The organism is Brumicola blandensis (assembly GCF_031846165.1).
Lineage (GTDB): Bacteria > Pseudomonadota > Gammaproteobacteria > Enterobacterales > Alteromonadaceae > Glaciecola > Glaciecola blandensis.
Genome location: NZ_JAVRIE010000002.1, coordinates 68014 through 82809, shown reverse-complemented (window position 1 = coordinate 82809; position 14796 = coordinate 68014). Strand labels below are relative to the sequence as shown.

12 protein-coding genes and 1 tRNA gene are annotated in these 14796 nt (G+C 40.4%); 2 read left to right on the top strand and 11 right to left on the bottom strand.

From position 1 onward, the window contains the following. Position 1: 1 nt before the first annotated feature. From RM544_RS05595 to RM544_RS05585, 3 genes are all read right to left on the bottom strand, one after another. Positions 2–571 carry a gamma-glutamylcyclotransferase gene (locus RM544_RS05595; protein WP_311360794.1) on the bottom strand — a complete coding sequence of 190 codons (570 nt, stop codon included), beginning with the start codon at positions 569–571 and terminating at the stop codon, positions 2–4. Continuing rightward, positions 568–987: an MAPEG family protein gene (locus tag RM544_RS05590; RefSeq protein WP_311360793.1), complete on the bottom strand. Its 420-nt coding sequence runs from the start codon at positions 985–987 to the stop codon at positions 568–570. The genes RM544_RS05595 and RM544_RS05590 overlap by 4 nt, the downstream gene beginning before the upstream one ends. A 106-nt stretch (positions 988–1093) precedes the next feature. Continuing rightward, positions 1094–2752, bottom strand: coding sequence for an alkaline phosphatase family protein (locus tag RM544_RS05585; RefSeq protein WP_311360792.1), 1659 nt, complete (start codon positions 2750–2752; stop codon positions 1094–1096). A gap of 110 nt (positions 2753–2862) precedes the next feature. Between RM544_RS05585 and RM544_RS05580 the strand changes: the two genes are divergently transcribed. Continuing rightward, positions 2863–3720, top strand: coding sequence for a helix-turn-helix domain-containing protein (locus RM544_RS05580; protein WP_311360791.1), 858 nt, complete (start codon positions 2863–2865; stop codon positions 3718–3720). 31 nt (positions 3721–3751) lie between these two features. Here the strand turns inward: RM544_RS05580 and RM544_RS05575 are convergent, their stop codons facing one another. The 5 genes from RM544_RS05575 to RM544_RS05555 form a co-directional block, all read right to left on the bottom strand. After that, on the bottom strand, positions 3752–3925 hold the full coding sequence (locus RM544_RS05575) for a hypothetical protein (RefSeq protein ID WP_311360790.1): 174 nt from the start codon (positions 3923–3925) through the stop codon (positions 3752–3754). Between the two features lie 189 nt (positions 3926–4114). Then, on the bottom strand, positions 4115–6922 hold the full coding sequence (locus RM544_RS05570; protein ID WP_311360789.1) for a DUF3427 domain-containing protein: 2808 nt from the start codon (positions 6920–6922) through the stop codon (positions 4115–4117). Between the two features lies 1 nt (position 6923). Further along, complete coding sequence (locus RM544_RS05565) at positions 6924–7322, bottom strand: (deoxy)nucleoside triphosphate pyrophosphohydrolase (RefSeq protein ID WP_311360788.1); 399 nt, start codon at positions 7320–7322, stop codon at positions 6924–6926. Between the two features lie 109 nt (positions 7323–7431). Next, on the bottom strand, positions 7432–9174 hold the full coding sequence (locus tag RM544_RS05560; protein WP_311360787.1) for a class I SAM-dependent methyltransferase: 1743 nt from the start codon (positions 9172–9174) through the stop codon (positions 7432–7434). A gap of 44 nt (positions 9175–9218) precedes the next feature. Next, a complete protein-coding gene (locus RM544_RS05555; RefSeq protein ID WP_311360786.1) occupies positions 9219–9743 on the bottom strand; it encodes an excalibur calcium-binding domain-containing protein in 525 nt (174 codons plus the stop codon). A gap of 380 nt (positions 9744–10123) precedes the next feature. Here RM544_RS05555 and RM544_RS05550 point away from each other — a divergent pair, with 380 nt between their 5' ends. Beyond that, positions 10124–11119: a nuclease-related domain-containing protein gene (locus RM544_RS05550; RefSeq protein WP_311360785.1), complete on the top strand. Its 996-nt coding sequence runs from the start codon at positions 10124–10126 to the stop codon at positions 11117–11119. On the opposite strand, the gene RM544_RS05545 is transcribed toward RM544_RS05550, so the two are convergent. From RM544_RS05545 to RM544_RS05535, 3 genes are all read right to left on the bottom strand, one after another. Continuing rightward, positions 11093–13681: an AAA domain-containing protein gene (locus RM544_RS05545; protein ID WP_311360784.1), complete on the bottom strand. Its 2589-nt coding sequence runs from the start codon at positions 13679–13681 to the stop codon at positions 11093–11095. The genes RM544_RS05550 and RM544_RS05545 overlap by 27 nt on opposite strands. 314 nt (positions 13682–13995) lie before the next feature. Next, a tRNA-Arg gene (locus tag RM544_RS05540) sits at positions 13996–14072 on the bottom strand. Positions 14073–14122: 50 nt separating this feature from the next. After that, complete coding sequence (locus RM544_RS05535; RefSeq protein ID WP_311360783.1) at positions 14123–14794, bottom strand: YceH family protein; 672 nt, start codon at positions 14792–14794, stop codon at positions 14123–14125. Positions 14795–14796 lie beyond the last annotated feature (2 nt).

Below are 14796 nucleotides of genomic sequence, written 5' to 3'. Positions count from 1 at the left end.
TTTACGCTGGCTCCATTGCTCGGAGCGCCCTCTCTATCGCAAATACATGCTCATCAATTTCGCCATGAGCACGCAATGCCGCAGCCAAGTCGTAGACATACTCTCTATTAGGTCCACTTGGTCCGCTACACTCATATATTTGCTCAGCTAATTCGGCAATGCTCGCCTCGCCTAAGTAGGCTTCATTGTCGGCATCAGCCGTATACACCAAACCAGTGACTGCCTTGCCGGAATCCAAATGAAGGCTAATTTCATGGCGCAGGTAGCCGTTTTTTTCACGGTGATCGAGATGATCGAATACATCGTGACTAACCTGAAATGCGACACCGCCGCAGCGCGTGTTTTCTGACTCAACGAGCGTAAGCACTCTGCCTGGCTTGTCGGGCGTACCGCGATGATCATGACTTCCCTGCCAAAAGCGTCGCTCGTAACCGAAAATATGTGCTCTCTCACTTCTAATGTAGTCAAAATCAACTTTATAGATCAGCGAGCCGTAGCCGAACAACCAAATTTCGTCTAACTGACTCAGGTCTTGGCGATTTTTGTTGAGGTGTTGGGTGTCTAGCGTCATTGGGTAATTATTTTTATTGCCAACCAAACCGATGAACCCAACAAAATTAACACACCGAGGACAAACAATTTGAAGCGATACGGCACGTAGTTAGATGTCATATGCACGTAACTATGGAGGTAACGCGTAATAACATAGACAGCCATGGTGAGTATTAGGATATCCGTCACATTATTTGTTAAATAATAAACAATGCTTAGTACGTAAAAGAGGATCGGTGATTCGAATTGGTTGTCTAGGTTGTTGGAAATCTTCACAACGTTTTCGGGCCATGCCTTTGAGTTTAGAGCTGCCACTTTCTTATCAACACTTCCTTGTTTTACTGCTCGTGATTTTGCTTTTCCCATGTAGGCATAAATACCAAAGACCAGTAGGATATTTGCAAGTACTGGCAGGAATATCATCTCGTTGTTCATTACAGCTTCCTCATCAGCAAAATGTTTATTTTTATGTAGACCAATATAAACAGAAAGTGTGAAGTCCGCCATTCATACATTGAATACTCGCATATTTGTATTCGGCTTAATGTGCTGATATTGCTTTTTCAATTAGTGGAGTTACATCGCTGATTTTCTTACTTCTTGTGCCAGATTCAAGCAAAACTTGAAATGTGTTGGTGCCAAAAATAATGCCATCAATTTCTGCAACATCACTGTTAAAACCGTGCACGCCGGGTGAGACCCTATTGGACGTTCCTTTGCTTAAAAACAAATACTCTATATCGACCAGTAATTTCTTTAGCTTTTCATCCGGTTTGGCCATTGATGGATAGATAAATCTGTCGGTAGGAGGCACACGAGGATCTAGGCTGAAACCGGGATTTACCATGACAACAATGTCTCCACTATTCTCATGATTGAAATCAGAAAAACCTTCGTCTCCTCTCTCAATAACAAAATTAAACACACCTTGGCCGTTAATTTCCAAATTCAACAAGCTGGTTTTTAATTGTTCTTTTTCCGAACGTGACATGTCATTTGTATATATGTGACCTAAAGCACCGCTCACTAATACGTGAGCTGCTTTTTTATCGTTCTGAATGTTTTTATTGAACGGGCGTAACAGACCATTTGGAAAGACCACAAAGTCTGATTTCTGAAAACCATGATCAGAAAAAGCTAACATCGAGTCATTTTTATTTAGGCTGTCGATGATGCTCTTAAGATCATCCGAAACGACCGCGAAAGCATTCTCAACAAAGTTGATAGTATTACCTTGAGAATCAATAACTACTTCAGACAATAGTTCGTGTTGAACCTTGTCTAAAAATGAAGTGTAGGCAAGAACAACGTCATATTGCTGCATTGACAAAACATACTGAAGTAATCGCATAGCATAATCGTGTTGGTATAGGCTGATCTTATAGAAACCACTTTGTGAGATCTTACCCAGTCTTATGCTATTTCCATCGATTAAGCCAGGCCAGCAAACAAAAGACGGGGCCTCTCGGTGAAAAGCATCATTGGCATTTACAGAATGCTTAGGTCCCACATAGAGTTTAATGCCTTCTCTACTTGTTTCTTTATACAACAATCGAGAAAAGTACTTTTCGTTCTCTGACCAGCACATTGGCGCGACGGCACCTTCTTTCAAGGTGACTTCTACATTATTGAACGTTACTGTTGAGCGATTCGAATCAATAGCGAGATTGTCCGTCCCGCATTGAAGTTTAGTATTTGTCTTAGTCAGAGAAAAGCCGCAGGAAGGCTCTACTCGAGGAGAAAAACTGAGTTGGAAATCACATTGTAGGTTTGGGTTTACGGTAGGGGCATTCAAACAGGCTGTGCTCAAGCCTTTATTTTTAATTTTGGTGACTACATGCTTAATTTCCGAGTGCGGTTTTACCGCTGTGAAGGCACTTTGACGTGTCTTTTGTGATTGACCTTGGACCAAATAGGTATTCCCAACCCAACCACCCTCTTTCGGCTCAACGCCGGTATATGCAGTAATATGACTAGGCCCTGTATTCCCTGTCGCAAGGACTTGTAGCTTGTTAATTATCAAGTCTTGTTGAACTAGAGCGCCACTAGTCAAAGTACCATCGTCTTTGAATGTTTGTAATTCATGCCACCCCAAGCCATCGATTGATAGAATGACTAGACGTTCTTTTTCATTCGCATTTATAGCAAATACTGTTGAAAACAAAATTATCGCGATGACTAATCGAAAACTGTGATGCATGTTACTTCCTCCGGTTTACCTAGTGATCATAAAGGAACTAGACTGAACGACAATGGACAAAGCAAGTTACGAATGGTACTTTTCAACTATCCACGCATTTTGAGATCTTTGTGAAAACCTTTAAGTTCAATAGAAAAAAGTATGCTCAAGAATTACTCATTGATGCGGCATACTTAGATGATTTAAGCAGCTTTGTACGAACAGACACGCCCTACATAATCGACTTCTATGAGATTGTTATTGTGCTTGAAGGTTATGCCGACGTCTGGATTGATCAGTACAAATTCCATGCGACCGAGGGAACGGTGTTTTTTACAAGCCCTCACTCTGTTAGACGTACTGTCTTAAAAAGTAACTTTAAAGCCATTGTAGTACTTTTCGAACCTTCGTTCTTTCTTCACCTATTCCAAGACAGTGAATTCTTACATCGTTTTCGCTTCTTTCATTCTACCAGTGGAGAGATGGCACTAACGCTTCGGACAGAACAGTTTAAGAAAGTCAGCAGCCTTCTTGATGATATCCTGAATGAATTTACAGATTTAAAAATGGATAGTGAACACTGTTTGAGAGCAATGACTTATCAACTGCTTGTTATACTAAACCGCTGGTTTATTGAAGAAAAAGGGCAAAAACAGGAGGAATCAAGCACATCTCATGTCACCAAGTTTCGCGCTTTGCTTGAACGTCATTTTGCCTCTGATAGCAATGTGAGTTTTTATGCCTCCGCGTTGAGCATCAGCAACAATTATTTGAATGTTATCTGCAAACGTCACTTTGGTAAAAGCGTAAAGAGCTTACTGGAAGAACGAAGGTTACGCGAAGCATGCAAGCTATTGATGTACACAAGTAAGTCGGTGAAAGCCATCGCGTTTTCACTTGGATACAATGACTATTCTTATTTTTGCAGGCGGTTTAAGCAAGCGTTTCTGGTCACTGCGATTGAGTATAGAAAGCAGATGTTGAAGTAGGTCAAATTGGACCAATTTAGTCAACTAACGTTCAAGCCCAATCGACTAACTGCTGAGTTTCCTTGATTCTGTCGCGTTGAGACAACATGGCTTCAAACACACTATCAAAATCCGTATTTTCAGTACTTAAATCGGGTAAGGCCATGTTTGCCTGTGTGAAAAAAAGTCTTTGTTCTTCCTGCCATGCCTGCTGCCAGAAGTGCATGACCTCCTCCTTTGAATTAAGTAAACGCTGCTCCTTGGATAACGGAAAATAAGGTGATGTTTGGTGCGGCATTGTCGGTGCCATTATAAATGGAAGTGTTTTCGATGGGTATCAAAAGTTGAATGGACGTTCCATGTGTAATATTTCGAAAATTAATTTTACGTTAGTCATTTATCAGCAGCGATCAAACTAAACTTTTTTAATAAGGTGTTGGTAGAGTTTTTGTGGAATTGGGCTGTCTATTTCAAATTCCATAGACACTGCATTTTTACCGCCAATAGTAGTTGGTCGCTCACTGCCTTTAATCACTTTCAATTCACCAATATAGTAACGTGCGGACCCTTCAGCTTTAGCTTCTTTGCGAATAAAAAGAGGCACTCTGAGCTTATTTTCATCTTGCTCTAGAAGGGCTTTAACCTCTGGACTCGCTAAGGTGCGACTGTTTTTGGTTGTCCAGTGGAATCGTTTTCTATCAATAAAATAATCGTTGTATTGTGTCGACTCTGCTATTTCCTCATCTTTGTTATAGTTCACAAAAATCGCACAATCATTGGTGTCGCGATTGTAAAAGTATCCTCCTACATTTTGTGGATTAGGGTTTTTATTCCACCCTAAAATACGAAAAGTTTCCTTATACGTATACTTTGCACCTACAATGAAACCTTGGTTATAAGGCCCTATTTGCCGACGGTCAGAATATTCTCCCAGAGCATTATCAATAGCATCATTGATAAGCAAAATCTGTTTTGAGTTTAGAGAAGCTAAGTCTTTTCCTATGACTTTCGAGTCTACATTGATAACGTCAAAAACGCGTGCATTGGTAGCTTGGCCATAATGAAAACTTAAAGTATTAAGAGTGGATGCAAAGTCTTCTAATGAAGGTGTTATACCGCAATGTGAATCGCAATAATTACTGAACTCAGCATAGTCTACTTGGCCATTTTCAAGTAACAGCCTCAATGCAATAGGTTCAAAAGGTCTGACCCCATCCAGCCCCTCTTTTATTAACAACCCCAACAACGGAAAACTACCAACCTCAGATGAGTCGTAATCTTTGTCATATTTGGATGCAAACTCATGTAATGACTTGACTTGGGATTGATTACAAAACAAATATGGAGATAAGTCTCCATGTTGCCTTATGTCCATTAACGAGGGTGTCTCACCTATTTTCGCTTTTACAATCCTATATTCAGATTTTAAATCGCGAATACCGATTTTCGGTGACGTCTGAATGGCTTTGAAAATTCGCTCCTTTGCGATCCTATCAAAGGAAATGGTACTTTCACCCGGTAATAAGGACTCTTCACTACGCATGAGCCGTCTCAGCGTATCTTTGTTGCGACTACGATCACCGTAAAGTGCGATAGGAATAAGGAAGTTATTATCATAATTACCTACAATATCGATAACTGTCAGGTATTCTTTGCCATCATATTTTCGTAAGCCACGCCCCAACTGTTGCACGAATATAATCGCGGACTGTGTCGGCCGCGCCATGATAATCTGATTAATGCTGGGTATATCGATACCCTCATTAAATATATCAACGGTAACTATATACTGGAGTTCACCATCATCTAGTTGTCTAATAGCATTTTGTTTTTCTAGCTCCGATGACTTTCCACTCAAGGCAATCGCAGTCTTTCCAGTTGAAACTAAAAAGTCGGCGAAGGCTTCTGCTTCTTCAACGCGAGACAAAAAACATAAAGCTTTGATTGGTTGCCTATCTGAGCCCAGTTTTAATGACTGTGAATAGATATGCGCAAACCTTTTCTGGCGTGTTAATGATTGAAGAGAAATATCGTCGCCATCTAACGTACATAAATCAGCGATACCAAAATAATGGAAGGGGCACAAGATTTCAGTCTCTAATGCATCTTGCAAACGAATATCACAAACAACATTATTGTTAAAAATATCAAAAATATTCTGATTATCACTACGCTCAGGTGTTGCCGTCATACCCAATAGAAATTTAGGCTCAAAAAAATCAATAACGCGCTGATAGGAGTCCGATGCAGCTCTGTGAGTTTCATCAATAACAATATAATCAAAGCGATTTTTCTCAAAACGCGCCATGTTCGCTGCTTTTGATAAAGTTTGAACGGTCCCAAACAAAAAATCAGCATCCCAATCATCGGAGTCTCCACCAACCAAGCCGAAAGAATATTCCCCTTTTAAAATGCTTTGGTAGGTTTCCATCGACTTTTTTGCGATCGTGGTTCGATGGACCAGAAATAATGCGGACTTTGCATTACATTGCCTCACGTCAAATGCAGATAATACGGTTTTACCTGTTCCTGTTGCTGATACAACAAGTCCTCTACGCTTACCTAAACTGCGCGAGTATTTTAGGTTTTCTAAGGCTTGCTTTTGTAGTTCGTTTGGCGTGAATGTGTTTAGCTTAACGATGCCCGCAGGTGTTTTCTGTTTATTAGCAAGGTAACGCTGCTCATAGTCAGTCAGCAATTTTGGACTAAGAACATCAGCGTTCGACCAAATCCTCGAAAACTCTTTTTCAGCTTTATCGATACGCTCTGAGCCATCGGAGAATAGAAAGTTGATCTCATCGTTTTTAGAGAGAGCCGCCTGAGTCAGGTTTGAACTGCCCACTAGCACTTGAGTAGATAGTTTCTTTTTGAATAGAAACAGTTTCCCATGGTACTGAACCCCTTGAAGCAATTTCAGCTCAATACCATCAATCCCATGCAATAAATTGAGAGCATCGGGTTGTGTAAAGGCTAAATAGTCAGAGGCAACAATACGAGCTCGGCCACCACGTTCAGTAAAGTTTAGTAACGACTGAAGTAATGAAATCACACCGGACTTAGTGACAAATGCAACAGCCATATCGAAACTTTCAGACTCACTCAATGCATGTTTTAACTCTGTCAGAACACGGCGTCGCTCTTGTGCATTGTTAGTCACAAACTTATCGTTAAGCTCATCAATGCTTAAATAGTCGTATCGAGCGGAAGTATCTTGAACGCGCATTCTATTGAGCTATTGCATTTTTTAGCAAAAAATTCACTGCGGGTACATCAGCTGGTAACCAGTCTAACTCTAGCAATTGCTCCGTTGGTAATTCCACAAGCTGAGTATGCTCGGTAAGACGGCCTATTGGGCGCAATATAGTGCATGTATAGAAATGGAGGCGAATAGAAAAATCAGGGTAATTATGTTCAACGCTGAGTAAGTGTTCACCAACGTCAATATCGGTGAGTAGCTCCTCGTTTATTTCTCGTCGAAGAGCCTGTCGATGATCTTCCCCAGCTTCAACTTTTCCGCCCGGGAATTCAAATTTATTCGAAAGATAGTCATACTTCGCTTGGCCTTTTTTAAAGCAATAGACCAAACCATCTTCCTTGATTACAGCAGCAACAACTTCAATCATTAACTAACCTGAAAAACACTTACTTTCGTCCAGGGTAATCTTTATTTGTATTCATCGCAAATTAAGTCATATCAGAACAAGCTATGCGGATTACAATAGGCAAACACACTCAAGTCCAATCCACCAACTGCTGAGTTTCCTTAATTCTATCGCGTTGAGACAACATGGCTTCAAACACACTATCAAAATCCGTATTTTCAGTGCTTAAATCAGGTAAGGCCATGTTTGCCTGTGTGAAAAAAAGTCTTTGTTCTTCCTGCCATGCCTGCTGCCAGAAGTGCATGACCTCTTCTTTTGAATTAAGCAAACGCTGCTCTGTGATCAGTTTGTCGGACTTGTTTCGATTGACTGCTGGTTTCGTTGGTACCAAGTTCCACAAATCGTTATTCGGCCAGCGTGCAAAGGGAAAGGTATGGTCGATATCGTAGCGTTTATTTAATTTAGTTTTGCCCCATGTGCACACGATATCTTGTTGTTTTTGTAAAATAGAGACGCGCTGTTTCACTTTATTGGTGGAGCGGGTTTGGTCTTCCCACTTCAGTGCTAAATGATATTGTTCCAAACTATAACTGCGGCCCGTTTTCGCCTCAAACCCTTGCATCACCCTAAGCCATTCATTTGTTAAAGCCGGTTCAATCCAACAACTATAGTCACTCAATGTTCGCCAAATATTCCTTGGCACATATAAGGTTCCCAAGCCCATCAGGTAATTGTTATCCAAGAGTAGACTTGTTTTTGGCGCTCTGCTTCGTAACCTATCCACTTCGAAAACACACGTGTCAGTGCCAGGCAATGTGATGTATTTAGCAGGCATATTTTTTATCGTACGCGTGATGTCCAATAAGGTTCGGTGAACCTGTTTATGAGTCTCCATATAGATGGCACCAACGAAAACATCGTTATTCGTGAGTCCGCTTAATTGCAACCAACCTGACTCCTTCACAAAGCCAAGTCCTTTATTGGGGTTTGAGTTTTGTGGCATATTGAAATTATCAATCAAAGGCTTGAACAGCTTCAACCAATACATGGCGACCAAACCCAGTGGAATTGCCACCATTGAGCTAGTGGATTTTGATTGAATAACAGCCCCAGGATGCCCTTCTGCAATCCTCAGAACAGAACGGAGCAAAGCCACTTTGTAAGTTGCTGCTTTGGCATCATTGATAACAATATTTCGCAATAAAGGAAACGCACCGGAGCCATCATCAGGCAAAGTAAGAATGGCCGTTTCCCACGTCACATTTTGGCGATTTAATTTATCTGATTGCCACTTTTGCGTTTGTGTGAATGCTCGAGAAGGAGAACGAAAAATCAGGCCATACGCTTGACTGAGTAAGCGTAATTCGTCAAGAGAAACGCCATGAGCTGTTCTACCGTCTGAAAAACTACCATGGCGCAAAGTGATAACGATTTTACCGTTTGGCACCAATAGGCTACTGAGTATACGTATGCACTTTCTTCGCTCTGAAGCGGGAATATGCATCCAAATCGCGCTTAACAGAATGACGTCGAACTTAAGGTCCAACTTTCTCACTTCACGCAGTGAGGGTAAGGCGTCTTGTAACCACGTAATCGATTGATTAGGAAAATTTTGCTTAGCTTGCTCAAGCATGGCTTGTGACTTATCAACGGCAACGACTTTGTAGCCCAAACTAGAAAGGTAAGCTGCGTCTCGACCAACGCCAGTGCCAACGTCGAGGGCATGCAGGTTGCTTTCAGCGCTGTTGTTACTTTGCAAAGAAGGAAGCCATGCTTCATGAACATCTTCCGCTTTGACAGACAAATATTGAGCATTGAGTTCGCTGACGTGATTGTCATAGAAAGCGTCGTTGCCTGATTTATGAGTTGGCATAGTTTTATCTCAACTTTGTTGTTTTGTTGATTCAAAAGATGCCATTAAAATCTCGAATCGTTTTCACAAGGCACGCCATCATAATCACCATCCATTTTTGTATTTGGACAATTTTGTATAAAGAATACCGCTTCTTCCCGAGAGGTCATTTGACTGCAGTGTTGCCGCCCGTCACAAACATAGTTCTTCTGCGGGGTATTATCACTCGAAGTAAAGTAATTTACGGGTTGCAGGTTGTCTAAATACGGCGCTAACTTAAAAAAGATAAATACCGCGATTAAGATGCTAATGACGACAAAGTAGGGCGTCAAATTAATGGGACTTGTTTGGGTGTCAGCAGTATTTTCACTTGGAAACTTTACTTTCACTCCCTCAATACGTGCTCTCGTAGCCCGTTTTTTCCCCTTATTCTCCTCCACATCAAAATAGATGAAGTCACCTGCAACCGGCTGCCGACTCATGTGTTTAAGTGCAGAGATATGAATAAAGGTGTCGCTTGTTAACTCGTCCGAGCTAATAAAACCATAACCGTTAACTGCGTCCCATTTATCTAATCTACCTTTGTACATAACAGTCCTTGTTTAGTATTCATTTCATAAATTTTAACAGGAACACTTAAAAATGCTATTGATGCGCGGCTAACATTTTAAATCTTGTGAGAGCTTACCCAGCCCAAAGCTATTTCCATCGATCAAGCCTGGTCAACAGTGATTCTATAGAGAACACTTCATTGGCAGCAAGAGCTCTGGCATGAGGGTTCATCGGAGTTCTTTGTTCAGATAAATTATGCTTTGTCGATGATCTTCAGCAGCTAGTTGAGCGGAGTTAGACATTAAGTAAAAGTGTATGTCGAATGAAGTAGACTATAAAAACCTAAGTATTATTATAACTACGTTTCTGTACTGATTTTAAGCATACACTACAAAAAAACGATGAACTTCATTAGCTTATGATTTTAAGAGAAAAAGACTATATTCAATCAACACACCCCCAAATAGCCGCTGGTGAAAAGCAAGAGAAGGATGTTGCATTTTACCTACGAAGGGAATTTAAAAATGAAGAGTCAATTCTTATTCTAAACGACCTCCGTATTAACGTTGACGGCGAAAATGCTCAAATAGATCACTTAGTCGTTTATCCATATGGTTTCATATTAATAGAATCAAAAAGTGTGAAGGGTGAAATAAAAGTAAATAAGCATGGTGAGTGGACTCGCAGTTTGAATGGTAAATGGAGCGGAATGCCTTCACCATTAATGCAAGCAAAGCTTCAACGAGACTTACTTTTGAAGTTTCTAATTGAGAGAAGAGACTCAATTTATGAGAGCAAATTTCTTGGTCTTATCCCTCAAGGTTTCGGAGGTCGTCAATGGCATTCTCTTTGCGCAGTTTCAAGCAATGCAATTGTAGAGCGAGATGAAATCCCTGAAGAAATTTCAGAACAAGTTGTTAAGTCAGAATTTCTGGTCGCAAAGCTACATGAAATCATGAATTTGAATAATTCGATTATAAAAAAACTAATAATAGATGAGCGCCCTTGGTTCAGCGCTGCTGTTCTCACTAATATCGGTAACGTCTTGCTTCAACACAATAATTCAATTTGTAAAGAAGCATTAAAGCCAGTCAACGAATTACAAGGTCAAGTGCCAGTTACTTCAACGCCAGAATCAACTAACACAGTTTTGAAGAGCAGCAATGATACTGTTATCAAATGTAAAAAATGTCATTCTGATGCTAATTTAACAGCTAATTATGGTCGATATGGATACTACGTAACATGTAGCAGTTGCTCATGTAATACATCTATGAAATCTAAATGCCAGAGCTGCAACAGCTCTCAAACAAGAGTACAAAAACGCAAAGATATTTATTCTTTGATTTGTAATGAGTGTGATTCGACGGTGGATATATTCTTAGTTTCAAAGGGCGCGAAGATGATCTCGTAACAATTGTTCTTCACCGCTTCCATCAGTCCTAAACCTTAGTAACGGGATGTCTGACTTTTCGAATATGGAGTTTTTCAATTTATCTCGAACTGCTTGCAAAGAGCCCTTTTTGTGGAAATTGACTCCGTCAACTTCTACTGCGGATTTTGGTAATTTTGATGCTTTATCGTAAATTAGAAAATCAACATGCGTGAGTTGATTAGCCGCATAGGCTTTTTCTCTAACACTTAAATTGCGTTTGTCGCGAATAATCAAATTCAAAGGAACGTGAGACGAGACACCAAGGTTAGAGAGCTGCTCGTCTTCCAGAATACTATGAATAAGAGTATACATAAGATTTTCGCTATCGAATTCTGATATTCTGTTACTGAATTTAAGATAATTCTGTCTCTCATTTGCGTAAGAGCGATAAAGATAATCGAAAATTGAATAGACCTTACTTTTTACAATCGTCATGTTGTTATATTCTATATATTTTATTAGATCCCCGATATTGGTGTCGAGGACTGAATCATTTTCACTTACAACCAAGATAAGCTGATCAATTGCGCGAGACACTGCTACATTTAATCTGTTACGCTCGTCTGCAAATTCCGAAATGTGGTTATCTACCGTAGATATAATGACAACGTCTTTCTCTCTTCCTTGAAATTTATCAACCGTATCAGCTTGGATGGTTGTTCCCTCAAAGGCTTTTTGAAGTTGGTCAGTTTGACTACGATATGGTGTAACTATGCCTATAGAGCCGTCGGAGACATTAAGGTTTTGCTCTACAATTATTTCATTTTTGATAACATCAATTTGTCTTTGATTAACCCGGTTACGCTGATGATTGCCCGGGACTGTTTTATATACCAAGAGTGGAGATTTATCCGTTGTCGATTCGGTCATCACAATCAACTCACCACCATAAAACTTCTGATTGCAGAATTCGATGATCTTGGGCGAGCATCTGTAATGTTCTTTCAACATGGTTTTGGGGACGTGCTCAAAAAAATTTGAAAACACCGATAGTAAACTTTGTTTGGAATAGTCGTACCTCTCATCCAACCTAAATTTGTCTAATAAGCCTTTTGTAAAACCATGGGTTTTATTGTCGACCACATGGGTCAGCTGTTTTGTGTCACCCACAACTACCACTCTTTTAGCGCATGAAAGCGCCAATGCTCCAGTGCAAATGTTAACCTGTGACGCCTCGTCTATTATTAGATAATCATATTGTGTATCTGGTGATAGGCTGTTATTGACAGAATAGGTAGTACTCAACACCACAGGATAGTCTTTTAAAAATTCGTTCGAACGCGTTTTTAGCTCCTGCATAGTGTATTGCTTCCGCCTATTTTGACAATATTGCTGCCAAGTTTTATGCCTGAAGACCTTCATACATAATTGCGTGTACCGGTTCATATTTTTATCAAAATCAAATGCTTCTAAGTCAAGTTCGAGTGAAGAAATGAATTCCTGACTATCCTTGATTTTTAATCGATAAAAGCTAGATTGAAAATACTCAATTAATGAAGCCAGTGAGTTTTCTAAGACGTACTGTCGTAATTTGAAAACGCGACTTTTTCGCAACCTAAAGCTGTCATAAACAAATATCAAGGAGGTTACTAATAAGCTACGTATCCTATATGACCGATATGATATCCAAAGTTTAATGGCTTCTTGAAATGAGCGAATATTAAACATATCGTCCAACTGCTCAACATTAAAATCTTCTCGCTGTTGTCTAAAATGGCTATATTCAAGTTCTAGGGCCTGAAGCTCACTCTTTCGCTTGGAGAGTTCTACCTTAGAGTTCAGTTTGGCTTGTAATGTTGAGTAAAGTTGGCTGATATTATTCTGAAGATCCGTTAGCTCTTTAGGCGACAACTTCCAAGAGGATAAATCAGGTTGGGGTTGCTGGTTTTGTAAAAAGTTTGTTTTATTCTTTTTACTACCGAGAGGCGCGATAACAAATTCGAAACCATATTTGGAGAGTTTAGCGTGAACATTCTGTGTTGCAGCGTTGTTACTTGAAACAACAGCAACACTTCCACCATTAGATACTACATTGGCAATAATATTGAGTATCGTCTGAGTTTTACCTGTGCCTGGTGGGCCTTCGATTATGCTTATCCTGTTATTAAGCGCGTTTTTTACAGCTTCTATTTGACTGATATTAAAGCCAAACGGGTAATAGATAGAAGAGATTGAAATAAACGGAGTTTGACTATCTTTTGGTACTTCACTCGCTAAAAATGCACCTAATAGGCTTTGCGAATCCACGAAGCTGATGTTTGAATAATAATGATGTAAGGCGTTGAACTCCTCGCTTTCTGATGTCACAACCTTCAAACCAGTAATGCTGGCGAGTTCTTTCAAATACTCCAAGCAAGTCTTTGCATCTTGCCGAGAGAGAACCGATTCTACAATTTGCACATCATGTTCATGATATGTATAGACTGTATCATTACCCTCAAACTTAACCTTATATTTGCCGTTTTCATGGAAACAGCTCTCAACACCGCTCTGTTCTTTTCCTTTGAGCAAAATTTTTTGATATTGATTTGAATTGTCCAATTAGCCCGTACCTCGGTTTCAACGAAACAAGTCCTGCTCCTAAGGGAAGGTTTGCACTCATAGCATTAATGATGCGCTTGCTAAGTGCGTTTCACATGGCAGATTCTTCTGTACTAAAATCGCATATTATAGAGTATAGGATAATTAAACTTTACAGACCATACGGCAGCATTGGTTGGTGCCGCGCACACCGTAACTTGATTGCATGAATTGAATACTCAGTGAGCTAATCACGTAAATAAAAAAAGTTGCTGAATTAAGCTACGTTAAACGGGCGTTATAGATAAAAACCACAATGACAAACAACGAAGAAATGGCGCTCCCGACGCGATTCGAACGCGTGACCTTCGGCTTCGGAGGCCGACACTCTATCCAGCTGAGCTACGGGAGCTTTATTGAGGTGCGGAGTTTATCATAACTATCGAGCGTGTCACTAAGCTCTTAATCCAAATCCAGCGCTTGCTTAATTTGTGCTAGTTCTTTGCGCAATTCTTCTACTTCATTCTCTAATTTAGCAATGCGGTCTTGTTGTGCTTCGCCTACAGAAACATCCTTATCTGGAGCGAAATCACTCACACTGCTGCTGACTACCGCTGCATCAACAGGGCCCGAAAATAGATGCGCATAGCGGCTTTCACGTTTGCCCGGCTCACGCTCTAGCTTAACAACAATCTCTTCGCCATTGTGATCAGCCAATGAGCTTAATGCTTGTTCAACCTCTACTACATTCGCGAACTCTGCTAAGCGGTTTGTTCTGGTACGAAGTTCACCTGGTGTTTGAGGGCCACGCAGCAGAAGCACACAAATAATGGCTTTTTGTTGTTCGGAGAATTTCAGGCTATTAAATTCTGTATTGCAGAATCGATGCTTGTATTTCAGCACCCTGCTACCTGTGCCACTGACTTCAAACAAAAGGTTCTTTTCTCGCAGATCATCCAAGGTACGCTGCACTTCACCTTCGCTTAGTTCCATTACTGGCTCTCGATTACTCTTTTGATTACACGCCGTGGTAATTGAGTTTAAGGTCAAGGGATATTGGTCGGGTGTGGTTTTTTCCTTCTCTAGCAATACGCCTATAACTCGTGCTTCAAGTGCAGTCAGTTGGATTAACATAC

Coding starts and splice junctions, on each gene's coding strand:
- RM544_RS05595 (WP_311360794.1), bottom strand. CDS start 571: ATGACGCTAGACACCCAACACCTCAACAAAAATCGCCAAGACCTGAGT.
- RM544_RS05590 (WP_311360793.1), bottom strand. CDS start 987: ATGAACAACGAGATGATATTCCTGCCAGTACTTGCAAATATCCTACTG.
- RM544_RS05585 (WP_311360792.1), bottom strand. CDS start 2,752: ATGCATCACAGTTTTCGATTAGTCATCGCGATAATTTTGTTTTCAACA.
- RM544_RS05575 (WP_311360790.1), bottom strand. CDS start 3,925: ATGCACTTCTGGCAGCAGGCATGGCAGGAAGAACAAAGACTTTTTTTC.
- RM544_RS05570 (WP_311360789.1), bottom strand. CDS start 6,922: ATGCGCGTTCAAGATACTTCCGCTCGATACGACTATTTAAGCATTGAT.
- RM544_RS05565 (WP_311360788.1), bottom strand. CDS start 7,322: ATGATTGAAGTTGTTGCTGCTGTAATCAAGGAAGATGGTTTGGTCTAT.
- RM544_RS05560 (WP_311360787.1), bottom strand. CDS start 9,174: ATGCCAACTCATAAATCAGGCAACGACGCTTTCTATGACAATCACGTC.
- RM544_RS05555 (WP_311360786.1), bottom strand. CDS start 9,743: ATGTACAAAGGTAGATTAGATAAATGGGACGCAGTTAACGGTTATGGT.
- RM544_RS05550 (WP_311360785.1), top strand. CDS start 10,124: ATGATTTTAAGAGAAAAAGACTATATTCAATCAACACACCCCCAAATA.
- RM544_RS05535 (WP_311360783.1), bottom strand. CDS start 14,794: ATGTTAATCCAACTGACTGCACTTGAAGCACGAGTTATAGGCGTATTG.